Source organism: Streptomyces sp. NBC_01788 (assembly GCF_035917575.1).
Lineage (GTDB): Bacteria > Actinomycetota > Actinomycetes > Streptomycetales > Streptomycetaceae > Streptomyces.
The window spans coordinates 5,941,110-5,967,415 of record NZ_CP109090.1 but is presented as its reverse complement, the minus strand read 5'-3'; the positions used below and the strand labels follow the sequence as shown (position 1 = coordinate 5,967,415).

General features: G+C 68.8%; 18 protein-coding genes and 3 pseudogenes. 10 read left to right on the top strand and 11 right to left on the bottom strand.

Translation table 11 applies throughout. The features are described from left to right. Positions 1-52 precede the first annotated feature (52 nt). On the bottom strand, positions 53-769 hold the full coding sequence (locus OIE49_RS26970) for a transposase (RefSeq protein ID WP_326804508.1): 717 nt from the start codon (positions 767-769) through the stop codon (positions 53-55). Here OIE49_RS26970 and OIE49_RS26965 point away from each other — a divergent pair. After that, positions 727-927: pseudogene (locus OIE49_RS26965) on the top strand (IS110 family transposase); the annotation flags it as partial. The gene OIE49_RS26970 and the pseudogene OIE49_RS26965 overlap by 43 nt on opposite strands. Here the strand turns inward: OIE49_RS26965 and OIE49_RS26960 are convergent. Beyond that, positions 924-1,355 (bottom strand): hypothetical protein, encoded by a 432-nt coding sequence (locus OIE49_RS26960; RefSeq protein WP_326806338.1) that lies wholly within the window; start codon positions 1,353-1,355, stop codon positions 924-926. The pseudogene OIE49_RS26965 and the gene OIE49_RS26960 overlap by 4 nt on opposite strands. Positions 1,356-1,531: 176 nt before the next feature. Then, positions 1,532-1,816, bottom strand: coding sequence for a hypothetical protein (locus OIE49_RS26955; RefSeq protein ID WP_326804507.1), 285 nt, complete (start codon positions 1,814-1,816; stop codon positions 1,532-1,534). 345 nt (positions 1,817-2,161) lie between these two features. On the opposite strand from OIE49_RS26955, the gene OIE49_RS26950 reads away from it, so the two are divergent. After that, complete coding sequence (locus OIE49_RS26950) at positions 2,162-2,827, top strand: RNA polymerase sigma factor (protein WP_326804506.1); 666 nt, start codon at positions 2,162-2,164, stop codon at positions 2,825-2,827. Next, on the top strand, positions 2,827-3,912 hold the full coding sequence (locus OIE49_RS26945) for a CU044_5270 family protein (protein ID WP_326804505.1): 1,086 nt from the start codon (positions 2,827-2,829) through the stop codon (positions 3,910-3,912). The genes OIE49_RS26950 and OIE49_RS26945 overlap by 1 nt, the downstream gene beginning before the upstream one ends. A 38-nt stretch (positions 3,913-3,950) precedes the next feature. Here the strand turns inward: OIE49_RS26945 and OIE49_RS26940 are convergent, their stop codons facing one another. Further along, the gene (locus OIE49_RS26940) at positions 3,951-4,988 is read right to left on the bottom strand and encodes a MerR family transcriptional regulator (protein WP_326804504.1); all 1,038 of its coding nucleotides are present in this window, start codon (positions 4,986-4,988) and stop codon (positions 3,951-3,953) included. Continuing rightward, positions 4,982-5,686 carry a HEAT repeat domain-containing protein gene (locus tag OIE49_RS26935; RefSeq protein WP_326804503.1) on the bottom strand — a complete coding sequence of 235 codons (705 nt, stop codon included), beginning with the start codon at positions 5,684-5,686 and terminating at the stop codon, positions 4,982-4,984. The genes OIE49_RS26940 and OIE49_RS26935 overlap by 7 nt, the downstream gene beginning before the upstream one ends. Positions 5,687-5,971: 285 nt before the next feature. Here OIE49_RS26935 and OIE49_RS26930 point away from each other — a divergent pair, with 285 nt between their 5' ends. The 3 genes from OIE49_RS26930 (at position 5,972) to OIE49_RS26920 (ending at position 8,322) form a co-directional block, all read left to right on the top strand. Then, entirely contained in the window at positions 5,972-6,766 is a 795-nt protein-coding gene (locus OIE49_RS26930; protein WP_326804502.1) for an SDR family NAD(P)-dependent oxidoreductase, read from the top strand. Between the two features lie 786 nt (positions 6,767-7,552). Further along, a complete protein-coding gene (locus OIE49_RS26925; protein ID WP_326804501.1) occupies positions 7,553-7,951 on the top strand; it encodes a hypothetical protein in 399 nt (132 codons plus the stop codon). 104 nt (positions 7,952-8,055) lie between these two features. After that, a complete protein-coding gene (locus OIE49_RS26920) occupies positions 8,056-8,322 on the top strand; it encodes a hypothetical protein (protein WP_326804500.1) in 267 nt (88 codons plus the stop codon). Here the strand turns inward: OIE49_RS26920 and OIE49_RS26915 are convergent. Beyond that, entirely contained in the window at positions 8,303-9,112 is an 810-nt protein-coding gene (locus OIE49_RS26915) for a transposase family protein (protein WP_326806337.1), read from the bottom strand. The genes OIE49_RS26920 and OIE49_RS26915 overlap by 20 nt on opposite strands. 159 nt (positions 9,113-9,271) lie before the next feature. On the opposite strand from OIE49_RS26915, the gene OIE49_RS26910 reads away from it, so the two are divergent. Next, positions 9,272-10,306 (top strand): VanZ family protein, encoded by a 1,035-nt coding sequence (locus OIE49_RS26910; protein WP_326804499.1) that lies wholly within the window; start codon positions 9,272-9,274, stop codon positions 10,304-10,306. A 951-nt stretch (positions 10,307-11,257) separates the two neighbouring features. Here the strand turns inward: OIE49_RS26910 and OIE49_RS26905 are convergent. Then, a pseudogene (locus OIE49_RS26905) lies at positions 11,258-12,145 on the bottom strand (ISAs1 family transposase); the annotation flags it as partial. A 266-nt stretch (positions 12,146-12,411) separates the two neighbouring features. Here OIE49_RS26905 and OIE49_RS26900 point away from each other — a divergent pair. Together OIE49_RS26900 and OIE49_RS26895 are read left to right on the top strand one after the other, a co-directional pair. Then, positions 12,412-13,301, top strand: a protein-coding gene (locus OIE49_RS26900) for an IS5 family transposase (protein WP_326804497.1) whose coding sequence is annotated in 2 segments (ribosomal slippage) — positions 12,412-12,772 and positions 12,772-13,301 — 891 coding nt in all. Because the reading frame shifts where the segments join, the coding sequence is not laid out codon by codon here. Positions 13,302-13,467: 166 nt separating this feature from the next. Continuing rightward, positions 13,468-14,448 carry an IS110 family transposase gene (locus tag OIE49_RS26895; RefSeq protein ID WP_326804496.1) on the top strand — a complete coding sequence of 327 codons (981 nt, stop codon included), beginning with the start codon at positions 13,468-13,470 and terminating at the stop codon, positions 14,446-14,448. Here OIE49_RS26895 and OIE49_RS26890 read toward each other — a convergent pair. Continuing rightward, positions 14,388-14,822, bottom strand: coding sequence for a VOC family protein (locus tag OIE49_RS26890; protein ID WP_326804495.1), 435 nt, complete (start codon positions 14,820-14,822; stop codon positions 14,388-14,390). The genes OIE49_RS26895 and OIE49_RS26890 overlap by 61 nt on opposite strands. A gap of 174 nt (positions 14,823-14,996) precedes the next feature. Here OIE49_RS26890 and OIE49_RS26885 point away from each other — a divergent pair. After that, positions 14,997-15,431, top strand: a pseudogene (locus OIE49_RS26885) (transposase family protein); the annotation flags it as partial. Between the two features lie 288 nt (positions 15,432-15,719). Here the strand turns inward: OIE49_RS26885 and OIE49_RS26880 are convergent. The 3 genes from OIE49_RS26880 to OIE49_RS26870 all read right to left on the bottom strand — a co-directional run bounded on the left by OIE49_RS26880 (position 15,720) and on the right by OIE49_RS26870 (position 26,284). Then, positions 15,720-17,222: an AAA family ATPase gene (locus OIE49_RS26880; RefSeq protein ID WP_326804494.1), complete on the bottom strand. Its 1,503-nt coding sequence runs from the start codon at positions 17,220-17,222 to the stop codon at positions 15,720-15,722. Between the two features lie 707 nt (positions 17,223-17,929). Further along, positions 17,930-23,992: a hypothetical protein gene (locus tag OIE49_RS26875; RefSeq protein ID WP_326804493.1), complete on the bottom strand. Its 6,063-nt coding sequence runs from the start codon at positions 23,990-23,992 to the stop codon at positions 17,930-17,932. Between the two features lie 96 nt (positions 23,993-24,088). Then, positions 24,089-26,284 carry a hypothetical protein gene (locus OIE49_RS26870; protein WP_326804492.1) on the bottom strand — a complete coding sequence of 732 codons (2,196 nt, stop codon included), beginning with the start codon at positions 26,282-26,284 and terminating at the stop codon, positions 24,089-24,091. Between the last annotated feature and the right edge of the window lie 22 nt (positions 26,285-26,306).

Here is a 26,306-nt window from a genome sequence, read left to right as displayed (position 1 = left end):
GAGGTGGGGAGCCGTCTCCCGTGGACCTCTCAGGTCCCGCATGCGGCAGGAGCTATCCCGTGAGAGCAAGGTTGTGCAGGCGGGCGATGCCGCGCATGGCGTGGTGGACGCCGTCGCCGCGCAGGCGGCAGTCACGGAGGATCTTCCACGTCTTCATGCGGGCGAAGCAGTGCTCGACGCGGGCGCGGACTTGCTTGTGCGATTTGTTGTGGGCCTGCTTCCAGTCGGGCGGCTCCTTGCCCGGGCGGCGGCGGTGCGCCATCACCAGACCGGTGCCCGGGTAGCCGCCGTCGGCGATCGTGGTGGTGTTGCCGACGGCGGCCTTGGCGCCGGACTCGGCCCAGGCCCGGCTGTCGTGCCGGTTGCCCGGCAGCGGTCGGCCAACCGCGACGACCAGGCGGCTGTCGGCGTCGATGACGACCTGGTGGGTGGTGGAGTAGCGGTAGTTCTTGGACTGTTCGGCCACCTTGTGGTCGCGGGTGGGCACCAGAGTGCCGTCCACGATGAGCACGGCGTCCTTGGCGAACCGCTGGCGGGGCCAGAGCGCCAGGAGCGGTCCGAGGTGGTCGATGACCCGGTCGGCGGCGGGCTTCGACACCCCGAACAGCCAAGTTAGTTGACGCATCTTCAGGTTGGTCCGCCAGTACGCGGCGACCAAGAGGACCCGGTCCTCCAGCGACAGCTTCCACGGCCGGCCCCGACCAGGAGCGTCGCCACCCTCGCGGCGCCTTCTTCCTCTCCGCCTTCGCCGCCCTGGGCGACCCGGCATCCCGGGCCTACTACGACAAGAAAATCGCCCAGGGAAAACACCACACCCAGGCCCTGCTCTGCCTCGCCCGGCGCCGCGCCGACGTCCTCTTCGCCATGCTCCGCGACGGAACCTTCTACGAACCCCAGCCCGTCCGGGCCGTCGTCCGGCAGACCTAGACCATGGTCAGAAGGTGATCCGTGGGGCTGTAGTCGATCTTCCAGTCGGCATAGATCCCGCAGAATCCGTCCTTGATGCACCGCAAGCCCACGGTTACCCAGCGGACCGAACGGTCGCCGCCGAGCGAGAACGCGACTGCGGCCTCGAACTCCTCGCTCCCGCAAGGGCAGCCGGCCGCACCGGGCTCGTCGTCCTCCCAGGACTCCTCATTCCAGTACTCGCTGCTGTCCGCGATGAACGCACGGCTCGCACAGCCCGAACACTCCCGCTCCGCTCCGGACGCGTTGACCAGCGCGAAGAACACCCGACCACCGCATCCCTCGCAGACGGAACGAGCAATCTTCACCGGGCGGCCGTCGACCGCCCCCCGCAGGAACGCCGCGAGCTCGGCGGGGACACCCTCGCCAACCTGATCATCAGCATGCACGGACACATCGTTCCAGACGCCCCGAACTCGCACCCGACCAGCTTGACCAAAGACATAGGAGTGGACCCCCCATAACTGCGGCTGCAGTACCAAGGGGTGGGATCCGACCCCACGTGGACACGTTCACGTCCTCACGTTTTTCACGACCGTGCGCGGGACAGCGGCAACCGCGCTTCCTAGAACCCCGCAAGTACAGCAGCGATCAAGAGGAAAGCAATCACGGCCCCGAAGATGACGCCCGTCATGGAGAGGGCTTTCCCTGCGGGGGCCAGAGCGGTGCGGGCGATTTTAAGGTTGATGACCGCGCCGAGCACGCCGATGAGGCCGCCGATCAATCCACCGATGAGGAGCAGCCCCAGGGGGAGGGCCGCGAGTATGCCTTGCCAGCGGGGAAGGTTGCGGATTCGAGTGAACAGGTTCTCTTTTGCGCTGCCTGGGCGGAGAGCGGGCGTTTCGGCCATGTGTACTTCCTCGGTGGCGTGGGAGCTGAGAGCGCGAAGATTACAGAACTGCCGGACACACACGGAAACTGCCCGTCAACGATCAAGCGTGCCAGGCAGTTCGGGCAGGTACGAGCGTCCTGCTGCGCTGCGTTCCGCCGGGCGGGCTTCCCGGCCACGGTCAAGGAAGATGCCTCCGGCGGATCGGCCGGCACCGGGATGGAGGGGGTGCGTCTCACCGGTGGTCTGTGGACCCGGCCCCCCGGTATCAGTGGCCCCACGGTGTGGCGCGGGTCACTGGAACTCCTCGGTCCGGCCGGAGAGGTAGAGGGTGTGAGATGTGATGAGCAAGGAGATCGGGAGCGCATGCGCGCACGGATCAGTGCGGGCGACCACGAGGCGTTCACCGCGCTCTACGAGGAATACGCGCGGGAGGTCTACAACCACGCCTACCGGCTGTCGGGCGACTGGTCGACGGCCGAGGAGGTGTTGTCCGAGACCTTCCTGACGGCCTGGCGTACCCGTCACACCGTCGACCCGGAGGGCGACTCGCTGCGGCCGTGGTTGCTCGGGATCGCCACCAACAAGGCACGCAACACCAACCGCGGTATCGGGCGGCGCCTGGCCTTCCTGGCCCGCCGCCCCGCCCCGGAACTGGTGGCGGACATCGCGGATGCCACGGTCGGACGCGTCGACGACGCACGGCGGCTCGCCGCGGTCCGGCAGGCGCTGGGCGGACTCCGCCGCCAGGAACGCGAGGCGCTGGCCCTCTGCGTCTGGTCCGGGCTGAACTATGCCGAGGCAGCCGAGGCCCTGGGCGTCCCGGTGGGCACCGTGCGGTCGCGGCTGGCCCGTGCCCGTACCCGGCTGCGCCGGCTCACCGACGAGGAACTCGGCTGGACGCCGGGCGGGTCCGCGCGGAAAGCACACCCCGGAGGACCGGTCCGGTCCGGAAGGGAACCCCGCCCCGGCCGCGGAGAGGTAGAGAGCAGGGCCGCGTTCATGGCCCTGCCCATCCAGGAGGAAGCCTGATGAACGACCGTAACTCCGGCCCCGAGCGGGCCGAACGCGAGGAGCTGGCCCGGCTGCTGCCGGCCCCGGCCGAACGGGACCTGCCCCCTGGCCGTCATCTCCACCACAAGGAAACCCTGATGCGTCTGATCGACCAGGACGGCGACCGCACCTCCACCCGCCCCCGTCTCCTGCGCGCCGCCGTTCTGCTGCCCGCCGCCGGACTGGCCTTGGGCGGGGTGCTGCTGACCACGCTCGCCGCCACCGGCCGGGACGGCGCTCCGGCACCGTCCGCCGCGGGCACGGGTTCCCGGGCCACGGCCCCGCGTGGCGCGGCCGTGCTGCTCGACCGGATCGCCTCGGTCGCCGCGAAGAAGGACGAACAGAAGGTCACCGACAACCAGTTCGTGTACGTCAAGACACTGCAGACCGACAACAACGGCTCTTTCGGTGGCCCGGTGAAGCTGACCGAGCCCCGCGAGCGTGAGGTCTGGATGTCGCAGAAGGCAGGACCGGTGATCGATGTCGGCCTGATCCACGAGGACGGCTCGTACTACCCGATCGAGGTCGGCGTCCCGGACGGCGAGCCCGCCGTCGGCTACCCGGCGGGCCTCAGCCGGCCGACGTACACATGGCTGGCCTCGCTGCCCACCGACCCCGACGCCCTGCTCCAACGGCTCACCACCGAGATCACCCGGGACCAGGACCAGCGCGACACCCCGGCCAAGGACCGGGACCAGGCCCAGGACACCTTCGACACCATCGGTGAGCTGCTGCGGGAGACGGTGATGCCGCCGAAGACCGCGGCCGCCTTCTACAAGGCCGCAGCGAAGATCCCCGGCGTGAGCGTGGACTCCGACGCGGTGGACGCGGCCGGCCGGCACGGGATCGGCGTGGCCCGCGACAACACCCGCACCGGTGACCGCACCACCTGGATCTTCAACTCGGCCACCCTGGAGTACCTCGGCGAACGGAGCTACCTCATCAGGGACACCTCCATGGGCAAGAAGGGCACCCTGATCAACAAGTCGGCGGTCCTGGAGCGCGCGGTCGTCGACGCCCTCCGCGAGAAGCCGTCGGCCGGGAAGTCGTCGACGACGACCTGACACCGACAGGGGCCGGCTTTTCTCAGCGGATGGCCCCTTCAGGAATCCTCGTCGCCTCGGTCTTCGGAAGAGCGCTCGTCGACCACCGTGACCAAGGCCGCGGCAACGCGGGCGACAGCGCGGTCGTCGTCGTGGGCCAGTTGGCGAAGGACCTCCTTCACAGAGCTCCCAGACAGCTCGACCAGCGCCTGGGTCAGACGTATCCGCGTCGCGGAGTCCGCGGTGGGCGCGGCGAGTTCGTCGACCACCGAGGTCATGATCCGGTCCGCGCACCCGGGGTCCTGGGACAGCGTTCCCAGAACCTCCGCCGCTTCGACGTCGTTGGAGCCCTCGACCACCATGCCGACGAGCGTCGGCACGGCCCCGGTCACGCCGCGCCTGCCCAGCGCCAGAGCGGCATACCTGCGCACCCTCGTGTCCGGGTCCCCGAGCGCGTCCGCGAGCACCGCGGTCGCGCCCGGGGCCTCTGCCATCTCGGCGATCGCCAGCACCGCGCGTCGCCGGATGTCGACGTCCTCCGAGTGCACGCCGGCGGCCAGTGCCGCCACGCCGTCGCCGCCCGATCGGGCGAGCGCCCAGCGCAGGGCGCCCGCGACATTGGCGTCGGATTCGGTGAGGACCGCCTCGGCCAGCAGCTCGGCGGGAACCGGTACACACTCCGGCCGGGCCAGGACGGCCTGCTGCCTGCGCGCGGCACTGGGCGAGTTGAGCCCCTGCATGAGTTCGACGATGCGCAGGACGTCCTGCCAGCCGGTGGGCGCCGACGCGTCGACGGCGCGGAGCCGGTCCAGCAGCTCCTGTTCCCGCTCCAAGCGGTCTTCCGTCCACCGGATGAGGTCGCTGACCAGGGCGGACGGCGTGAAGGCCGGGTCCTCCAGCGCGCGCCCGATCTGCTTGAGGGAGAGCCCGAGGGACCGCAGGCTCTCCACGTGGAAGATCCTGCGGACGTCCTCTGCGGAGTACTCACGGTAGCCGCCGACGGTGCGACCCGTCGGCCGCACCAGCCCGAGGGCGTCGTAGTGCCGGAGCATCCGGGGGCTCACCCCCGAGTGGCGAGCCACATCACCGATCAGCATTCCGCGGTCTCCACGGCAGCGGCTCGTTCCGGGCCGAGGCTCACTACTCGCTTCGCCGTGTCGATGGCCGCGTCGAAACCGGTCTCCGGATTCCGCCGGAGCAGCTCGGTGGCACCAGCGTGCGCGGCCACCGCCGGGTCGGGGCTCGCCGCGGCCTTCTCCAGGGCGGGCCCGGTCACGTCGCCGAGGTCGACGAGGGCCCGGCTGAGGCTCAGCTGCACATTGCGGTCGCCTCGGCCGAGCTGCATGACCAGTTCGTCGGTCAGGTCGTTCTTCTCGTCCTCGGGCACGAGGACGACCGCGACGCGCCACGCGGTCCGCGCGACCTCGTCGTCGGCGTCACGCAGCATGTCGCGCGTGATCCAGGCCCACGCGCTCCTGTCGCCGATCTTGGAGAGGGTGTGCAACGCCTGGCTGCGCGCCCGAGCGCGCTCGGAGTCGAGCTCCTGGCGGATCCGCGGCAGGGTGATCTCCGCCGGGAGGCGCGTCAACGCCCAGGTCAGCATGTCCCGCACGTAGAAGTCCGGCTCGACCGCACACCGCTCGACGAGCGTCTCCAGGAAGCCGGAGTCGGGGTTCGAGCCGACCGCCAGGGCCGCCTGAAGCCGGACCGACGAGTCCGCGGCGCTCAGGGCGGCGACCACGCGGGCGTTCTGCGGGGTTCCGTTTGTCGGGTTGATCGAAACCACCTCCTGCACCCAGGGGACACCTTGTCACCATGTCAAGGTCAAGCCGGTGATCGGCGGGCGAGGAGACGCACGAGGTCCTTTCCCTTCCGAATACGACGGGACGCATATAGGCGATGGTTATGCTGAGTCGACTGAAGCCCCCCCTAAGCAGTGAAAACCTGGCGCGGCAGGAGACATCCATGAATGGAGTGATAACGAATGCCTATGAATGATCGCCTGAATCCCGAGGGGCTCCGGTATGCGCAGGCGGTCGCCGAGACGAACTCCTTCAGTGCCGCCGCACGCGCTTACGCCATGGCATATCACACCTCCAGCACCACCCTCGACTTCTCCGGCCAGAAGGTCGTCGTCATCGGCGGCACCAGCGGCATGGGCCGCGCCGTCGCCCGCCACGTCCTCGATGCCGGCGGCAGCGCCGTCGTCACCGGCCGCACGCAGTCAAGCGCCGACGAGGCGGCGGCTGCCCTGTCCACCCACGGCAAGGCCGTCGGTCTGGCGGCCGACCTGGCCGACCCCGCGGCCGTCGACCGCCTGTGCGTCATCCTCACCGAGGAGCACGCCGACGCCACCCTCCTCGTCAACGCGGCCGGCGTCTTCGCGCCGAAGCCCTTCCTGGAGCACACGTCCGAGGACTACGACCGCTACCAGGCCATCAACCGGGCCTTCTTCTTCCTCACCCAGACCATCGCCGGAAACATGATCGCCCGCGGCACGAAGGGAGCCGTCGTCAACATCGGCTCCATGTGGGCGCACCAGGCCGTCGCGGCCACGCCCTCGTCGGCGTACTCGATGGCCAAGGCCGGGTTGCACTCCCTCACCCGGCACCTCGCGATGGAACTTGCCCCGCACGGCATCCGCGTCAACGCGGTCGCCCCGGCCGTCGTGCGCACCACCATCTACGAGGAGTTCATCCCCAAGGCGGACGTCGACGCCGCGCTCGACGGCTTCAACACCTTCCACCCCCTCGGCTGTACCGGCACCCCCGACGACGTCGCCGCCACCGTCGCCTTCCTCCTGTCGACCGGGACCGACTGGGTCACCGGCGCCGTCTGGGACATCGACGGCGGCGTCATGGCAGGACGCAACTGACCTGCGCCCCTCCTCTCGCACACAACTCCCAGGCGACGTCGCTCGCGTGCCCAACCTGATCCGCCCGACAAGGGAGCCGTCCAACGGAGGGCTCATCGGGCACAACCTCGGGCAGGTCCAGTACCTGCCCGATTCACTGGGCCGGCGTAAGGCCCCTGTTCACCCGCCCCGTGGCAGCTACTGCCCAAAGCCTCTCCGGCCGGCGACGTGCGCCCCTGCAACGCGCACCAGCGAACACCCGATCGGTGGCCACACCGAAAAGGCTCAGTGAATCCATTTCCGCTCGAGGTGGCTTTCGCTCCCCGACCAAGCGCGGCAGGTTCACAGACCCACAGCGGAGCCCATCGAATTTCACGGATGCGCTCTTCAGCCTCCAACTGAACGGGATTCCTCGGCGCCATTCGAATTCTCTTCCTGCCGGGTTCGTAACGGCAGGCGGAAACGCCGCCCGCCCGCGATCCTCCGCCGGCCGGCGATCAGCCTGTCCCCCCTCGCCGGCGAGGGGACCCGATCAGTGCGGCCAGAGAGCAGCCGCGGACCGGGACGCCCGCCGCAGCCGCTACCGGCATCGCGATCAGCGAATGGATCCAGCCCCGCCTGCCGCGCGGATCGAGCGCGGACTCAGCCAATCTGACATGACGTGTCGTCATAAAGCGATAATGCAGACCTAGTTCACCAACCGCTCTACTCTAGCGCCGGCGTTCAAGATCGTTTAGAGTTCCCGCCGCTGGAGCGGAACAGCGCACCAGCCTGTTCCGGCTTGTCTGGTTTATCTATCTATAGGAGATGAGTGCGGGTATCACCAAGAAGGTCGGCATGGTTGCGGCCGCAGCGCTCTGTGTACTCGGGGCCGGCACGTCAGCCTGGGCGGGCACCACGTCAACGAGCCTGAGCAACGGCACGCTGTACTCGACCGTGGAGAACGGCAGGCTCGTCTCCGGAAACTCCAGCCTGTTCTACTCGTCGGCGAAGTACACCAAGACGGGCGGCAGCGCGATCAGTGCTGTGTTCGCCATGGACGCCAGCGGCAAGATTTACAGCTCTCCGGCGTTCGGTCTCTCGACGGGGCAGACGAAGACACACAGCTTCGGCGGTCTGCCGGTTCCCTCGGGCTGCCGTGCGACCGGCGGCATGTCCGTGTCGGGCCAGGGCACTTTCTGGGCGCCGACTCTCAACCCCTGCTGAGATAAAACATAGGTGTCCGGCCCCGATTCGTCGGGGCCGGACACCTCTCGCCAGAATAAGGAAATCCATTGATCAGCGCTTCCGTCGGGGCACTCTCGGGTGTCGTGACCGTTTTCCTGGTGCTCGCGGTGCTGCTCGCGTTGCCGGCTGTATTCCTGGCGAGGGCGAAGAATGCCTCTGTCGTGCTGAGTGCTGCAGCAGCAGTCTCATTCGCGGGTTCCTTCGCAGTGACATTGACACCAGGCAGTGTCGGTGACGCCGCTACGCATCTGGAGTGTATAACGGGAACACCTCTGCGTGAGGCACTGGAAACCACCCAGGGGCAACTCAATGACGTTTTCTCAGCGGTGATCACTTCCAGATTCTGTTGAGGGTGAGGGCGGCGCGAGCGATGTCGCCAATCCGGCTGGGGCTGATGGTGATGTGTTGCAGGGTGCGCCAGCGCTGCTTGAGTTCGGCTGCGGCGCGTTCGCCGAGAGCTCGCATGCCTCTGATCGGGCTGTTGGTGGTTCGCGTGTCGGTGTGCAGAGCCCGTTCTGACTGGCCTTTCGGGCGGCGGACCGGGACGCGGATGCCGATGCCGGCGCCGATGTAGCCCTTGTCGGCCAGGGTGGGCAGCCCGTCGGCCGCCGCCTTGTAGAGGGCGGGCAGGGCGTGGATGCGGGCGGCGGTGACGTCGGGGGTGGAGCCGGGCTCGACGTCGGAGACCCACAGTGGGGTGCCGTCCGGAGCGGCCAGGAACTGCACGTTGCCGCCGAACGCCTTGTGCTTCTGGCTGAACCACAGGCCGTTGCCGTTGTCCCGGACGCCGGCGAGGCGGTCTGATGCGATCAGCGTGCCGTCGAGGATCACGTGGGTCATGCCCTCGCGTTGGCAGCGGTCCAGGACCTCGTGCAGGTCGGGGGCCTGGGCGGCGAGGACGTCGATGCCTTCGTGCAGGTAACGGTAGCCGGTGGCCTGGGAGATGCCGGCGTCGCGGGCCAGGCAGTGGACGCATCCGCGTTCGCGGAACCAGCGCAGCACCAGCACGGCTTGGCGGAACGGGCCGAGCGCGCGGCTGCCGCGCGGGGTGCCGATTCGGCGGCGGTGGGCAGCGAGCAGACGCGAGAGGTGGTCCACGACGTGGCGCGGGACATCGAGCGTGGCAACATAGGTGACCAACGTGAAGCCTCTGGTGGTTACGGACATGATCTTGTGGTGAGACCTGTCCTACCAGGGGCTTTACGTCTGTCCGCGGCCGGGCCCAACTCGTCCGGCCTGCTCACGCATCGAGTGGTTCATGCCGCTTCGCGTAGATCATTTCGCTGAGAAAACGTCAATGTGTTGCTCTTTCTCCCTGCGTGCTTTTTCCTCGTCGTCTCCACCCGCTGGCCGCTCGCATCTCTGGCGATCATCAGCGTCACTGTTCCAGGCGTTGAACTCACGCAGGCTGCTCTGCCATTGGGGCGGGCGTGCACCTACTCTGACCTCACTCTGAACTGCTTGGGTGCCGCGCTCGGCTTCACTGCGGGGCTGGTCGTGTTGTGGGTCAAGTCGCGGAGGTCCCCCTTCTTTCACCGTGACTTCCGCCTCGGCGGGGTTGCGGCAGGATCAGCACTGCTCGTCATGCTGGCCCTCTTCCAGGGCGCTGTCACGCCCGTCGAAGGAGCATCCGAGGCATTGGGCGTCACCCCTGCTCAGGACCGTTGGGCTCGCGAAGCCGCCGTGGGTGTGTTCGGAGAACACACGCGGGTTGCGCAGGTTCAGTTGCGTCCGGCGACCCCTGACGAACCCGTCGTGATCGATGTAACCACTGACGAAGGTTTCCTGAACCTTTCGTGGGCAGCCCGCAAGATACTTGCCGTGGACTCCTTCGACCGACAGGACGATGGTGGGACGCTCAGCTCCGCGCAGGCAAAGGCGGCGGGTGAGCGTGTCGCGAACCGTTGGTTCGCAGAAGAGGTAAAGGACAGCGAAGTCACCTGGGACCCGTTGGGCGGTGGAAACGGGCCTTATTCGCTCAGCTACCGCCGCTATCACCATGGCGTTCTGATGCCCATGCGGCTTGACATCACGGTCACTTCATCGGGTCGCATCATGGCGATCACGGTGAGGTCCATGAAGGACCCTGATCTGCCCAAGCCTGTATTGGACCGCAAGGAAGTCCAGCGCCGGGCAGAAGACCTGACCAAGCTGAAGGTCATGGGTGAGCCCTTCCTTCTGGCTGAGAGAGTCAAGGGAGTGTGGCGGCCTCTCTGGCTGGTCAACGTCGGCGAGAACGGCGAAGCACGCGAAGCTCCCCGCATCGATGCGGTCACCGGTGAACAGGTCCAGCCCGACCCCGTAATGGACCAGGCGCTTCCTTCTGATTCGTAGAAATGAGGCCGGATCAGTTACGGCAGTTGTAAGTCTTGATCTTTGCCCCCTCGCGCAGGCCAGGGCAGCGGCCTTCAGGGCGGTGATGGCCGAGGTGGCCGGCAGGGCTCGCGACTGCTGGCCAGGGAGATTGCGACCGGGGTAGCAGCTCGCGCCGCCGCTGGGGGGGTCTAGCTAGGCCCCGTCCGGCGGATCATGTGACTTTCTGACCGATCGCTCGTCGGTTCGGCCATGGGCCGGGCAGGGCCTCGGCGTAGTCGCGTTGCGTCCGGTTTGTGATCATCCGAGGCCGAGGAGTGCGAGGGGCCATCGGGGATCGCGGGCGTTGCATCGCAGGCCCGCGACGCAACGTTGGAGCGCAACGGTCTCTTAAAGCGGGTCGCCGCAACTCCTACAGGTATCTTCACCATCGTCGTACATAACGCCGCAGCAGTACGTGGGGCCGCCGCTGACTTCATAACAAGCGCTGCACATCTGAGACTCGTCGTCCCAGTCAGTCGCGTTCTCGACGGGATCGTCACACCCTGTACAGACAAGCGCTGTCACCGCGCGTCACCCCAGCAATCGGAGGAGGTAAACGGAGAGCAGTAATCGCTGTCGTGTCGCTCGGAGTAGTCGCTCATGTTGGCTGTCGGCTTACCACAGTTCGGGCACGTGGAGTGTTCACCCGGACATGTGCGGTTGTTGTGCCCACCGAGCCCACATACCCTGCATGCCATGACGACAGAGTAGATGAACCTCAGCCGTCAGACCCAGGGCTTCGGCAAAGACTGGATGACGTCCGGTTTGTGATCATGCGAGGCCGAGGAACGCGAGGGGTCGGCAGGCGTTGCGTGCCTTGCGGCGGAGGCCGGCGGCCATGTTCTTGACGCCGCCCAGCCGCATGGCGCCGATGGCGAGATTGCGCCAGGTCGCCATCGCCCGGGGTGCATTGCCTGTCCGCAGTTGGGAGGCGTCCTCGGCGAAGGTGGTGTCGCGGACGTGGTGCAGGGCCTCGATCTTCCAGTGGTCCCGGACCAGCTGTGCGAGCCGGGCGGGGGCGGCCTGCTCGGCGGTCAGGCTGGTCACCGCGTAGACGGTGGTGATGGTGGTCTTGCCGGTCTTTCGGTCGGTGCGGCGGCGCTTGATCTGGACGGCCTGGCAGGCGCCGGGAAATAGCAGGTTGTTCACGGTGGCGACCTTGATTCGGCGGATCTCCGCGCGGCCGTGACCGCTGCCGCGCGTGCGGCCCTGGAGCGGGATGCCCTTCCAGGGGAGGGACTTCAGCTGCTTGCGCAGTTTCTTCTGATTGCCCTTGACGATCGCGATGTAGTGGGCCCGGCGGCCCAGAAGGTAGCCGGCGTGCTCGCGCTGGGTATGCAGTGCGTCGCTGGTGACGACCGTCCCGGCCAGATCGACGACGGTGTCCAGCAGCGGCTGGAAGCAGGTGGTCTCGCCGGTCTTCTCGCCGACGTCGAGCTGGGCCAGGACCAGGCCGGTGTTGTGCTCCACCGCCGCAAGAAGGTGGATCTTCCGTCCCCTCGCCCTGGCCGCGCCGCGCAGGGACTTGCCGTCCACGGACAGTCCGCGCAACCCGGAGCCGGCGGGGCAGCGGTCGGCGAGCCAGCCGCCCACCGCCCGGTCCAGGGCGTCGCCGTCGACGCGCGCGAGCAGGCGGCGCACCGTCGTCTCGGCCGGCACCAGCCGCCTGGGCAGCACCGGATCGGGGCGCACACCGAGCCGTTCCAGCACCGGGGGCGGCGCGTCCGCGATCCACTCGCCGACCGCCAGCAGCGAAGTCGCCCCCGCCAGCACCGCGCACGCGGCCAGGGCGAGGACAACGGCCAACGCGTGCCGCACACCGCGAGGGTCCCGTGGGTCCGGCACCTCGGCCAGCCGTTCCAGCAGGCCCGCCACCTCCCCGGGCCCGACGCCGGGCTGCTCGCGGAGCTGGTCAAGGGCAGGCGGAATCGGCAATGATGCGTCGGCAGGCACGGTCTTCCAGGCAGGTCACGGGGCGTAGAGAACTCCATGATCTTGGAAATCCGTGCCTGTCCTGCTCCGGGACACCCACCGGTCAACGAACCGTCACAAACCGGACCAGGGCTGACTACGCCGAAGCCCTGATGGGCCGGGGGGATCTGACGAATCGCGAGTGGTCGCTGCTGGAGCCGCACCTGCCGTCTTCAGGCAGGCGGGGAGGCCGGTGGAACGACCACCGCACGGTGCTCAACGGGATCCTGTTCCGGATCCGCACTGGTGTCCCGTGGCGGGACCTGCCGGAACGCTACGGCGCCTGGAAGACCGTCTACGAGCGGCATCGCCGCTGGTCGGCCGACGGTACCTGGGACCGGATCCTGCAGGCGGTCCAGGCTCACGCCGACCTTGCGGGACGGATCGACTGGAGCATGGTCGCCGTCGACTCGACCTCGTGCAGGGCCCACCAGCACGCGGCCGGAGCCCGCAAGGCAGAACCGCGGGTCCCGAAAAAAGGACGACGCCCCGGCACCACCGTCCCGACGAGGGACTCGGACGCTCCCGGGGCGGCCTCACCTGCAAGATCCACCTCGCCGGCGAAGGCGGCTGCCGCCTCCTGGCACTCCTGCTCACGCCGGGCCAGTGGGGCGACGCCCCGCAAATGATCGAGGTTCTGGACCGGATCCGGGTTCCCCGCCCGCTGGGCGGACGGCCCCGGACCCGGCCCGACCACGTCAGCGGCGACAAGGCCTACAGCTCCCGCCGCAACCGCCGCAACCTGCGACGACGCGACATCAAGCACACCATCCCGGAACCGAAGGACCAACAGGCCAACCGCCGACGCAAAGGCAGCGCAGGCGACAGACCCACTGGCTTCGACCGCGACATCTACAAGCGCCGCAACGAGGTCGAGCGGACCATCAACAGGCTCAAGAACTCCCGGGCCGTCGCCACCCGGTACGACTGTGAGGATGTTCGGGTGCCGCCCCGGGCGGTGGTCTGGCCCGCGATACGACTGGCCCTGGTGCCTTGGTCTTGATCTGCCGACTGCCGTCCGAGACGGTGCGCGCTGCCGCCGGACCGGTGGGCGTGTCCCGATAGGGGCCTTCGCAACAGGCACCGTCACAGTCCTGACCGCCACACCCGGCCCGGCGTCGGCCACCGCTGTTCCCGAGGCTTTCAGGAGACAGGCGACCGTGCCCAGCATGACCCACCCCACCCGTCCCCGTCATCAGACGGCTCCAGCGTCCGAGGACGTCGTACTCGGAGTGGACACCCACAAGGATGTCCACGTGGCCGCGGTGATCACCACCATGGGAGCCCTGCTGGACACCCGGAGCTTTCCCACGACTGGCGACGGCTACCGGCAACTGCTGTCCTGGGCACAGTCCTTCGGCCGCCTGCGGCGAGCCGGCATCGAGTGCACCGGCTCCTACGGTGCGGCGCTGACGCGCTACCTGCACAGCGAAGGCGTCACGGTCACCGAGGTCAACCAGCCCGACAAAGCCACACGGCGCCGACGCGGCAAGACCGACGCCATCGATGCGGCAGCCGCAGCTCAAGCCGTGATATCCGGCCGTGCCACTGCCACCGCCAAGACCAGCGACGGGCCGGTGGAGGTGATTCGGATGTTCAAGATGGCCAGGAGCTCAGCGACCAAGTCACGCTCGCAAGCGATCAACCAGCTCAAGGCCGTCCTGGTCTCCGCAGACCCGCTCTTGCGGGAGGCGCTCGCCGGGCTGAGCAACCCCAAACTCATCCGCCGGTGTCTTGAGCTGGAGAGTACCGACGTCATCGCTCCGGCAGCAGCGGCCCGCCACACGCTCCGGCTGCCGGCCAGACGAATTCAGCACCTCACTGAGGAAGTTGTCGACCAAGATCTTTGCCAGAGCCCGCTGCGACAGCAACGGATCAAGACGCACATCCCGGCGGATGTGTTCGAACACGGAGGACGAGAAGGACGATCCTCCGCCCTGGGCCGAGGAGACCGTTGTCGCTGCCCCAACGACGGGCCGCTCTGCCCGAGGACCGGCGCCCACCGCCGTCGGTGGACCGCCAAGTCTGCTACTGGGCGACGAGCGGATCGTGCCGGTCGGCGGCGGGGTGATCCCGCACCCGGTCAACGTCAAGCGGAGGCCGCGGCAACGCAGAACTCATTGCCCTCCGGGTCGGCCATCACCATGTGATGCCCCTCAAACTCCTCCAGGACGACCCCGCCCGCCTTGACCAGCCGCTCGGACTCCGCCCTGATCCGCGCCCACTTCTCATCGGGGCTGCCGTGTCCCGGCACCCGGACGTCGATATGGAGTCGGTTCTTCGCGGTCTTCGGCTCGGGGACCTTGAGGATGCTGAGCCGGGGGCCGTCGCCGTCAGGATCGCAAAGCCACGCGCCGTCGTCCGCGGAGTCGTCCTCCGGAAGGTCGAACTGCGCGAGCCACTCCTCGCGGGTTCTGAAGGGAGCGGGCGGCGGCTCGTCCATGTACCCCAGGGCCGTCTTCCAAAACTCGGCGAGGAGCTTCGCGTCTGCGCAATCAAGGGTCAGATCGATTCTGGCTGCCATAGCAGGACCGTAGTGCGCGCCTCTGACAGTCGCAGCTGAGTCGGAGGAGAGACGGCTGCTGATACGCCGTGGCTGGTCGGACACTGCCAGACGTGCTGCGGCCGACAGCCCTACGCGAGCTGTCGGCCACAACTTTGCTCAGCCAGGACGTTCTCCGACGCCCGAGCCAATGCCCGCATTGCCGCGGACCGGCCGTTCTACTCGGGCAAACACAAGAAGCACGGGATGAACGTGCAGGTCATCGCGGACCCTTTCGGCCGGCTGCTGTGGGCCTCACGGGCCATGCCCGGCGCCGTGCACGACGTCCGCGCGGCCCGCGAACACGGCATCGTCGACGCCCTCGCCCAGGCCGGCATCAAGTGCTGGGGAGACAAGGGTTACCGGGGTGCCGGCGGCACGGTCCGCATCCCGTACTGGGGACGGTGGGAAGCCCTCTCCGCAGGCCAGAAGGCGGTGAACCGGTCCCACGCAAAGATCCGAGCTCTGGTCGAGCAGGCCGTCGTCACCCTCAAATCCTGGCGGCTCCTTCGTAAACTGCGGTGCTCGACCACCCGGATCACCAGCCTCGTCCAGGCCGTCCTCACCCTTCATCTGACCAGCTCAGAGTGAGGGTGGGAAAGGCTCAGTGGTAGATGTGGTGCGGCGGCTGGCTCGTGGCCGCTGTGTGGGCCGCCGTCTTCCCGTTGATCACGGCGCCCGAGCCGCACCGTTTGTGGGGCATGAGTGCCTGTCTGGGTTACCTCTGCGCGGCGGTCGCCGCGCTGTCGTCGCGCCCCGCAGCGGGCGCTGACCGCTGCGATGGGCCCGTCCGGCTCCGGCAAGACGACGCTACTGTGCGCGGGCACGCCCCCACCACGCAACTGGGTCAACCGGCGGCATCGCGACAGGAAGTGGTGGCTACCCGACCCCGTAGAGAGTCGCCAGGTCGACCAGGAGCAGATCGTCGCGGCCGGCTGCGGACTCGATCAGGTCCGGGTAGAACCCGTGCAGCGAGAACAGCGCCAGGGTGGTGCCCGTGGTGTCGTGGCCCTGATTGGTGAGCAGGGCGCGAATGTGTTCCAGACGTTGCAGATCGCCGGTGCCGCGGCGGGCGACGGTGGCCTTGGCCTCGCCGAGGAGGGCGATCCGGGCGCGAGGAGCTTGCGGGCGCTCGCCCAGGGCCAGGGCGATGACGTCGACCTCGTGCTTGGTGCGGGCTGCGGGGTCCGCCACCTCGGTGGTGCCGACCGGGCCGGGCAGGCCGCCGGGAAGCAAGGCGTGGGCGTATCGGCGAGTGAAGGCGCGAGCCAGGTCCTCGAAGTGAGGGCCGAGGATCTTCGAGTTGAAGGTCGGCGCGGCGGCCTGCCACGCCTCTTCGGCGAAGCCCTGTTCGATGGTGGCCGCCTGCGGCAGGGTGATCAGCTGATTGAAGCGGATGACAGGGTCGGCCAGGGTGATGACGGGGTGGCGGGGACGCAGGATGTCCTGCTCACGCTGGATGTAGCCCGTGGACTCCAGGACGTCGAGCGGGTGGGTGACTGCGTTGCGCTGCCGTTCCAGGGCCGCGCCGATCTTAGTGGGGGTGGAAGCGCCTTGGGCGATCGCGGTGAGGATGTCGTAGTAGAGGGTGTGCTGGGTGATCCGAGGATCCTCACGCAGCAGATATTCCGTCTCCGTACGCGAGTACACCGCCCGCCCCGGGTCCAAAAGCGTCCGCGTCAGCCAGGAGGCGAAACCGTCGTTCGGGTGCGGGCGGGCCGCCACCGGCCGGTAACCGGGAGCACCACCGAGGACAGCGTGCACCTGCAGGGCAGTCAGCAGGTCGTCGATCTGCCAGAACGCACGGCTGGCCCGGTAGTCGAAGGCCCCCAACCTCGGATCGATCACCGCACGGCCACGCAACGGCTTCGTCCCCGACAGCAGCTCGTGCATGACGCTCATCGCGGACCCACACAGGATCACCCGGGCTCCTGGTCCGGCCCCGGTGCCCCGCTGACGCTCGTCATAGAGCTGCTGGAGCAGGCCAGGAATCTCGGGAGAGTGCTGGAGGAGATACGGCAACTCGTCGATCACCAACAGCGGTGTCTGTGAGCGCGCGGTGACATCAAGGGCGTTGGACAGGACATCACGCCAGTCGGTCAACCGCAGCGTGCCGGGCCGCAGACCCGCGTAGGCCGCGATGGCGTCGCTGAACCGCTGGAGCGCCGGCAACCGCCCTTCCTCCCGCACCGCGGTGACATACAGACCCCCGACGCGCTCCGACAGCGCCTGCAGGAGATACGACTTCCCGTGCCGCCTGCGCCCCGACACGACCCCCAGACGCATCGCCGGATCCGGGTCCGTGACGAGTTCGGTAAGCAGATCCCACTCACGATCCCGGTCGACCACGTCCTCGGGCTTGGCAAGCACCCTCTCATCCACCGGAACTCCCCACCAGCCTGGACGACCACAACATGTCTAAGTCTACTTAGACAAAATCTGTCCAGCCCGACCTTCCTGACGGCTAGCAACAGAAGTCTCATGGTGATCGGCGCGGAGCCATTCAGCGGCTCCCCCGGCGAGGCCGTTACAGGCATCGCAACGCACTGCCCCAGTCGGTCTGGCCGACTGGGGCAGTGCGTCATATGAGCGTCAAGAGTCCCGACGACCGAGCATCACGCGGCCGCCCCACCGGGTCAAGACCCGTCGGCGTCACCGCTGAACCGCAGGTCAGCGGCCCTTTCCCGCAGGCTCCAGAATCGCCACGCACTCCACATGATGCGTCATCGGAAAGATGTCGGCCTGAGCCGGCCACAGAAAGGGCCAGGTCAGAGGCGCATTCTCGGCTTGATGTGCAGCTTGAAGGGGCCCAAAGCGTCAAACGAGCGTCACGGCGGACAGTGCCGGGCCGGTGCGGCCACCCGGTCTCGCGGGCGAGCGAGGCGGATCCCTCGGGATGATCCGGTTGCCGCAGTCTGTTCACCCCTGAGCAGCACGGAGGAGGTCGCGCGGTCTACCAGGATTCCTGGTCTCGCCCGGACACGCCCCACTCTCATCGGCGCAATAGGTCCTCCGCCCACTGCGGAACCGCGACCGGCACGCCCGCGATCACCACGGCCATGTCCGGTCCCGATTCACATGCGGCTCTGTCACCCGTTGAGCGCCACGCACTCCCGGAGCACCGGTTCCAGGCGCAGCTGGGTGTCCTCGCGATCGAAGACCTGGAGGGCGTCGAGGAAGTCGACGATCCACCGTGCCTCGTCCTCGTCATCGATCTTGAGCGCGACGGCGGTCACCGCGCCTTCCAGGTCGAAGAGGCCGTCCTCGAACTCTTCGGTGAGTGCCCGGTATCCGGCGGCCAGCAGCGGATCCGCGTACACGCCGGTCGCCTCGGCGAATGCGCGGGCCTGGGCCCGGTCCGCGCGGAGGTCGGCCAGACGACGCAAGACATCGTCGGGGTTGCCCAATTCCTCGTGCAGGCGGTAGGACCGGTCCACCAGGAGCGGCCAGCCGCCGGTCAGTTCGTGGAGACGGTCCAGGCGGTCCTCCGTGTGGAACATGTTGATGCGCTGGGCCCAGCCGCGCAGGCTGCGATGGTCGTGCCTGCGCAGCACCACCAGTGCGGCCGAGGTGGACTCGGTTCCCGTCAGCAGGGAGCGCCACAGGGTGAGCTGAGCGGGGTCGGTGACGATGACGACCGCGCGGGTGACCCCCGGAGTCGCGGGCAGCAGCGTCTCGGCCAGGTCGACGGCTTCGCGGCAGGTCTCGGGTCGGACTGGCTCCCGGTAGTTGACGAAGTCGCTGATGACGACCCGTCGTTCTCGGGGGCGTCCGCCGGTGAGTTCCTGTTTGTAGACGCTGGGCTTGCCCACGGGCGGCAGCGTCCAGCCGTCGATCGGTCCGGCGATCGTACGCAACGTCCGGGCGACGTCGGTGACTCCGGTGGCGGTGCTGCCGAGGACGACTCGGGTCCGGTTGGACCGCTCGCCCAGGAGGTCGTCGAGCTGGGTGTTGGTCAGCGGAGCCGGCCGCCCGTCGGGAAGCTCGGGGCGGCCCTCCTGGACGATGCTCTCCTGCAATTCACAGTCCTGTTCGGCCCTAAGCAGACGTGCCTCCACCTCGTGGGAGGTCCCGATCATGCGCAGGGCGTTGGGACCGCGCAGATGCCAGCCCAATCCGTCGTGGTTGGGCGCGAGGACACCGAGACCCACCATCTCGGAGAGGTAGGCGCGGAACCCCTCGGTGTCGAGCTGTTCGAACCCCATGCGCCAGTACGTCTCGCACTCCTCGCGCAACTCGGTGTCGCTCAGCCGCACCTCCAGGCCGTGATGGCGGGCGTGGTACGCCAGCACATTGGCGATCACGTCATAGCGGTGGTCGAGGCTCAGCGTGTCCTTGAAGGCCGCCGAGATGCCGTCCCGGAGCGCGGCGTCCGACTCCACGATTTCGATGTCGGTCACCTCCACCTCGTAAGGAGGTTCCCCGGCGCCGCGCCGCGTCCGCTTGCGGTGCATCAGCTCGACGAGCCGGTGCCCGAACATCTGCAGCAGGAACGGCTGGTACGAGCAGTAGCCGAGCACACGGTTGACGAGATCCAGGTCCTTGAACTCGAACCCGAGCGCCCGCATCGGCTCGACCAGCAGTTCCGCAGCCGACTGGGGAGCCAGCGGGCCGATCACCTTCGGGGTCTGAGCGAGGTGACCGAACGGCCCGTTGCTCGCGAGCTTAGAGAAGCGCTGCACAGAGTGAAGTCCTGCGAAGACGACCTTTGCCGCGTCCTTGGTGTCGGACCCGAGGCCCTTGAGCTTCTTTGTCTGGTCGAACCTCGGGGCGTCGGCCTCGAAGAACTGGTCGCACTCGTCGAGCAGGATCAGCAGTCGGCGACGGGAGTCCCCGTCCAGCCAGGCCCGGATGCCGGCACGCACCCGCTCGGAGGTCTCCTGTCGCTTTCCGCGCCCTTGCGGCCGGTCATCGAGTACCTGTGCCACGGTCAGCTCTCTCAGGAGGACGCTCCACAGCGCCTCCGGCCCGCGCGAGCTGCCCTTGCCGATGTTCTCCTGGTCGAGGTTGACGTACACCGTCTGGTGATAGCCGGTGCGCTGCTCCGTGAACAGTTCCCCGGCGTCTGCGAGCAGCGCCGACTTGCCCAGGCCCCGGCCACCGTAGATGACCTGGGTGCCGCGCGGGTCGAGGATGCTCTTGCGTTCGGCGTCGCGGCCGTAGAACATCTCGCCGCCGATCCGGCCGCGCTTCTCCCTGATGTACGGGTTGACGCCGGAGAAGGGCAGCAGGGTCTGCGTGGCGGCGCTGACCTGGCGGTTGCCGCAGGCCGCGAGATAGGCGAGGGCGGCATCGTCCACCACGAGCAGCGGCTGCAACCGGTCGGAGCCGGCGGCGAGTTCGACTCGGGCCTCACGGCTCAGCGTACCGAAGTAGACGACGAGAAGGCTCGCTCCGCTAGTGTCGCGCTCCGCCCAGCTCATGACGACCTTGGCGGGCGGCCTGCCCCAGACCATCATCACCCTCAGGTTGCCGCCCTGCTCCTTGATCTGCGAGCCGAACGCGGGCGCCTTCGCTCTACCGTTGATCTCCACGCCGGTCGCTTCGAAGAGACGGTATTCCCGCCTGTGCTGGGATCGGTCGTCGAGCGGCCTGGCGCTCTTGGCGTCGTAGCCGAAGAGCTTGAGGAGAGGAGGCACCTGTCGCGTCGGAGCCACCTGGAGCCGGTCCTTGCGTTCGGTGGCGGCAAGCACGCGCCACTCGTCGAGGGCGTCGGCCGCCAGCGCCGCCTCGTCGGTGGAGAGGCCACCGTAGTCCAGGACGGGGACCATTGGATGCTTACCGCCGGACCGGACCAGCTCGACGAGCTCATGGTCGATTCCTCCGGGCAGGCCGTCGGGCACGGCCGGGAAGAACTCGGTCAGATGGGACTCGCCACCCTCGATCTCCGGGACCGGCTCGCCGATCTCCAGGAAGTAAACGAGGTCGGCAGCGGTGGCCAGGTCGTTCGTCTCCAGGCGCCGCAGGACCTGGGCCCGCTCCTCCACGGAGGGGTCCAGGGCGTCGAGTCGAGCCCGGATTCGATCCGCCGCCTGCTCCCGGAAGGCCGGCAGGCCACTCCGTACCGTGTCGAGCGCCCGCCGCACGTGCAGCAGGTCGTGTCGGTCACCGCTTTCGAGGCTGTTGTGGGCGTCGGCGAGCAACTCCTGAAGGCCCAGGTCCTGGTCCTCGGTCACGGCACCGTCGGCCTGCGCACGGTGCAGCTCGGCGACGAGTGCGTCGTGTGCCTTCCGCAGCTGCGCACGCCGGGCGGTCTCCCTGTCGTCGATCTCGGCTTCCGCAGGCGGGACGAACTCCCTCGCCCCAGCGGCAGGCAGCAGCCCGCGTCCGGCCAGCTTGACGATGTCACGAGCCGCGGTGAACGCGTCGTGGGAGAGCCGCTCGTCCAGAGCCTCCTGCCAGCTCCGGTGGACCGCGGTCAGCAGTTCGTCGGGCGACGGCCGCTCGTCACGGGTGTCACACACCTTCAGCAGCTCCGCGTCCAGAACGAGCGCTGGGTCGACGGGACCGCCGGAACGCGTGGTCACGGTGTCGCCGGCCAGCAGAGCGAACAGCTCCTCCATCGAGGCGTGGGCCGCCCAGGCCATCGCGCCCGAGAGGGCGTCCGGGCGCCGCGCCAACCGCTCCAGTTCGCCCAGCGCCGCTTCCCTGCCGTCCAGCAGCGACTGGCGCAGGGAGGAGATCTCCTTGACCGCCCGGCTGCCGTCGGAACGGTCGCCGCGACGGGTGCCGTCGACCGCCAGGCACCACTCCTTAACCAGGCTGACGGCCCGCTCCACGAGATGCACCAGGTCCTGCCGCCCGGAGCCCTGAAGCGGCTTGCCGCTGGACGAGCGGTACTTGCGGTCCATGCGGTCGATCTCGCTGTTGACCTCGGCCAGTTTCGACAGCCGATCGACCTGCTCCCGCACCTGCTGCAGCGCGTCGCGGTCGTCACCGACGACGGTCGTGAGCAGCGATCCGAGCATCCCGTCGTCGGGTGCGAGCCAGCGTTTGGCGATCTCCGTCGCCCGTGCGAACCGCAGCCGCTGCGGCGAGAGCAGGGCACGGCTCTGATCACGCAGTTCCCGCAGCCGGGCCTCGGTCTCGGAGACGTCGGCGACCAGCGGCGAGGCGATCAGCAGGGCGCCGCTGAGGGCACGGTCGGCGACGGCGGCCGCCGCATCCCCCAGCCGGTCCGGGAGCCTCGGCACCAGCGCCTTGAGCTGAGCGCCCGCAGCGTGGTCACCGGTGATCAGCGCGGTACGCAGCAGGGCGGGCAGCAGGAGGAGTTCGCTGCCCTCGGTGTCCTGGCCCGCATATCCGCCGTACCTCTGGAGCAGGTCCGCCGTCAGCCGGGCACTCTGGCTGTCCCCGGACGTGAGCAGCGCGGCGGCACCGGCCAGGCGGATCGCCGCCACCTGGGGCTCGGGGTGGCCGGCAGCCCTTGCCACATGGTGGGCGAGTCCGAAGCGCCGCTCCACGACCAACCGCGCCAGGACCCCCTCGATAGCGGCCTCATCGGTGACGTCGCCCGCCGCCGGGGCCGCTTCCCGGACGGGCGTGTCCTCGACGGGGGAAAGCGTGGGTGCGGCGGGTGCCTGGACGGGCGCGTCAGCGGACGTGGAGGGCGCCGAGTCGCTGTCGGCGGCCAGCCTGGCGTCTGCCTTGGGGGCGTGGACCGGCACGGCGGTCGTGGTGGCTTCCGGCTCGGCGGCGGGCTGGGGCGCGATCGTCTCGGTCGATGCGGCCGACTGCACGGTTTCGTGTTCTGCGGTCGTCTCGGCATCGGCGGGTTCGGCGGTGCCGTGTGCCACGTCGGTCCCGGCGGGGCACACGGCACCGTCCACCGGCTGGTCCAGCGTCAGCTCGGAAGCGATGAGCACGGCCACGGCGCACGTGGGCAGGACCCGTACGACCTGTCCCTGCAGTGCCAGGATCTCCGTGGCGGCATCCGCCTGTCGTCCCAGCCTGATGAGCCGGGCCAAGGCGGCGAGCGCGGCGCTCTCCTCGTGGTGCAGCTCCTCCCACACCGGCATGTCCAGCAGGCGGCGAGCCGCGCCGCGCACGGCCTCGGCGGCAGCGGCGGCAGCGGCGGAGCTGTCCGGGCGGCAGGCGACATCCAGCAGTTCCCGCAGCGGCTCGCGGGCCTGGAGGTCACGCTCCCGCGCTGTCCGGTGTGCGTGCGCAGCGCGCGTCATGTCCTCTAGGCGACGAGGCACCCCCTCGATCCCGGCAGCCCGGAACACCGCGTCCACGTCGTTGAAAACAGTGCTCAGCGCAGCGAGCCTAGCCAGGTCCTCGTCCTGCGGAGGGCGGCCGTCCATGACCGTATCGGTGACCTTCTCCGCGGCCTGGCGGGCCCCTGCCAGTGCGGACTCCAGCTGCTGACATGCCTCCTCGGGAGCTGTCCCAGCCTTGGTTCCGGTGTTGTCGGACGCTGTAGCGGTCTCCTCGTGCGAAGTACCGGTGTCCGCTGCCGCGGTCTGCGGTGCAGGGACGCTGGTGCCCGGACGGTCGGCGACGGCAACGGCCCCTGGTTCGCTGTCCTCCGCGAACGCCAGCCCGTCGTCTTCCGCGGCTCCTAGAACGAAATCAGGGTATGCCTCCACGAGGGGCCGCGCCGCGGCAGCGACGGCGGTGAGCCGGGCCGCCTCCTCGTCGTCGGTCGTCGCCCCGAACCAGTCCTGGTCCGCCGCCCAGGCAAGGATGTGGGCGTCGGTGACGGAGGCGTTGCACCACGCGAACACGGTGACCCGGACCAGCGTTGCGCCCCACCGGGCAACAGGGTCGGGGACCGGCTCCCCGTCGTGCGCCAGGACGAAGTCGCCGACCTGGTTCATCACGGTGACCGTGAGTCCCTTGATCCCACATGTGCAGGTGTGCTGCCGCGACTCGCGCCGCAGCCTGGTGAGGACGTCCCGGCACAGGGCACTGCTCACCCGTCGAGGGGCCGACATGCGGATGCCCAGACTGGTGAGCAACTCCTGGCGGTGCTTGGGCCGCAATGAGTTGAAAGCGAGTTCCACCATGTCCGCCGTGAGGTCGTTCAGGGCGGCGACGGCCAGGGATTGCAAGGCGTTGAGCGCGGCGGCCAGGCCTTCGAGGTCCTCGGCTGAGACGCTCGGCGGGGACCACGGCGGCCCTGTGACGACGCGGTAGCAGTCCTGCATGTACACGCGCTCCGTTTCTGTCGGTGACGGGAGGTGTCTGTGGGTAGCGGGAGGAAGAGAGAGGCGGAGCCCTGGATGCGCGAAAGCCTTGAAAGGTCAGCGGCCGCGCGCGTGCTCGGTCACGAACGTGTAGCCGTACGGAAGTTCCCAGCCGTCCGCCTTGCCGAGCCTGCGGCAGTGCTCCCGGAAGGCCGCGCGCTGAACGTCGCTGGGCAGACACCCCGGCCGCAGGCGGCGCAGATGACCTGCGACGAGCTGAGCGCCGTGCAGTCTCTCACCGCCCGGTTCGCCACCGCCCCACGGACGTATCACCCGCGGCCTGGCGGGGCGGTAGCCGATGAGGGAAATCGTCCGCTGTCCGTCACGCGGCGGGAAGTGTGGCTGCCCCCAGGCGTCCCGGCTGCCCAGGGCCGGCTCCAAAAGACGTTCCGCGAGCAGTTCCGCGATGGCCGAGTCCAAGGCGGCGGCCTGCGACCGGGCCGGTCGGCGCCCATAGACCGCGCTCGGCAGGACCGACCGGTCCATCAGGGCATGACCGTCCAGGGTGAGCAGACCGCAACGGCGCACGGTGCGCATCACCAGTTGCCGGGGGCCCAGCCCGACCGCGCTGTCACCGTGGCGGCTGCTGCCCGGTACGTCCTCCCTGGTGAGCACGCGAGGGTCGTAACAGTGCCCAGTCTCACGGTCACCGGCCTGCACTCGGCCCTTCAACCGCATCGTGGCCAGTCGAATCACCGTGTCGCCACGGAGCCGACGCAGCTCCAGCATCAGGCCGGGGAAGAAGTCCCCGGGCCAGACGATTCCCGTCAACCGTCCCGAGCCGTATCCGAGTTCGGCCGCGACGTACTGCACCGCTTCCTTCTCGTCCAACGTCTCACCAGCATGGTCGAGTTCGAGGCGAAGCGTGGGGTGCGCGCCGCGGGGCCGGCAAAGGTCCTGCGCGACGAACGGGTGCAGGGGAAACCAGCCGCCGATGAGATGGGCCAGCCGCAGGGGCGCTCTCCAGACGATCTCCTCCGCGTCGCTTCGCAGGAGTTCACCGGATCCGAGGGCGTCGTCGTCGGCGAGGGGCGCATCTACCGGTTCCAGCTCCACTTCCGTTTCCGGCTCCGGCGCTGCGGGCAGTGTGGAGTTCCAGCCGCGCCCGGCCGGGTCCAGGGGGTCTCCGGGTGCCTCTGCGTCACCGGGAGAATGGGATCGCCACACTCCTCCCCCCTCGAAGGCGTCGTCGAGGGTGACCCGGGAGCCGTTGCCGAACAGGCCCTGGTCGCTGTCCCCTTGGACCACGTCGGCGAGCGCCACGTTCGCCCGGCACACCGCAGCGACGTACCCCACTTCCCTGAGCCGTTCCTCCGCCCCGGGAAAACTGCGGAGTCGCGGTCCGACCGCTGTGTACACAGTGACCGGAGCGGCGAGGCCGTGTCGCCGCCTCGCCGGGGTGGCCGCGTGCTCGACCGCGGCCACGAGAGACCTGAGGTCGTCGCCGCCCAACGGTCCGGTGTCCCGCCAGCAGTCCGCGAGGGAGGTACGGGTCATGGCGTAGTGGCCCCATGTGCGCAACACTGCACTGGAGTTGAGGACACCCCGCACTGTGTCGAGGAGACCGAGTAGTCCCGCCCGCAGATCGTCGTCGTGCGTGCCGCCCACCAGGGAGGCAAGGGAAACAGGGACGAAGGGGCTGAGAAGCTGTTCCCGAGCCGTCGTCAGGAGATGATCCGCGTAGGCCGTCAGATCGCCGCGCCGGGCTGCTTGCGAGGACGAATAGCACACGTCGACGACGACATGCCCGTCCTCATTGATCCATCGTCCGCGCGTGCGTAAGCGATGAAGCTGGGCCGGTGACAGACTCAGTGCCGGACCGAAGGCGTGGAGGTCCGGCACCAGCAGTTCCCTGCGCCGTGGTTCGGCGTCTGCACCCGGCCTACCCGAGCCCTCGGCGCCCGCGGGCGCCCCCGACACCCATGCCGGTACGTCACCGAGCGCGTCCACCTCCGGGTGCGCGCCCTCCCTGTAGACGATTTCGGCGTAAAGCGGGTCCGACCCGGTGGCGACACACACCATGGCCCCGACCGGGAGCACGGGAGCGCACGCACCGAAGGTGACGACGGGAAAGTCATCGAGGCACAGCGGGCTTCCGCCGTAGCCGTCGCCGCCGAGCTCGTACCCGAAGTACACGGCGTTGAAGGCGACCGTGGTGTGCACCGGCGCCGGACGGGCCGCGACAACGGCTTCGAGATAGCTCCGCAGTCGACTGCGCTCCTGGCCGGGGACGGCGTCGTAGCCCCCCGTCATGGCAGACGTCAGGAGAGCTTGG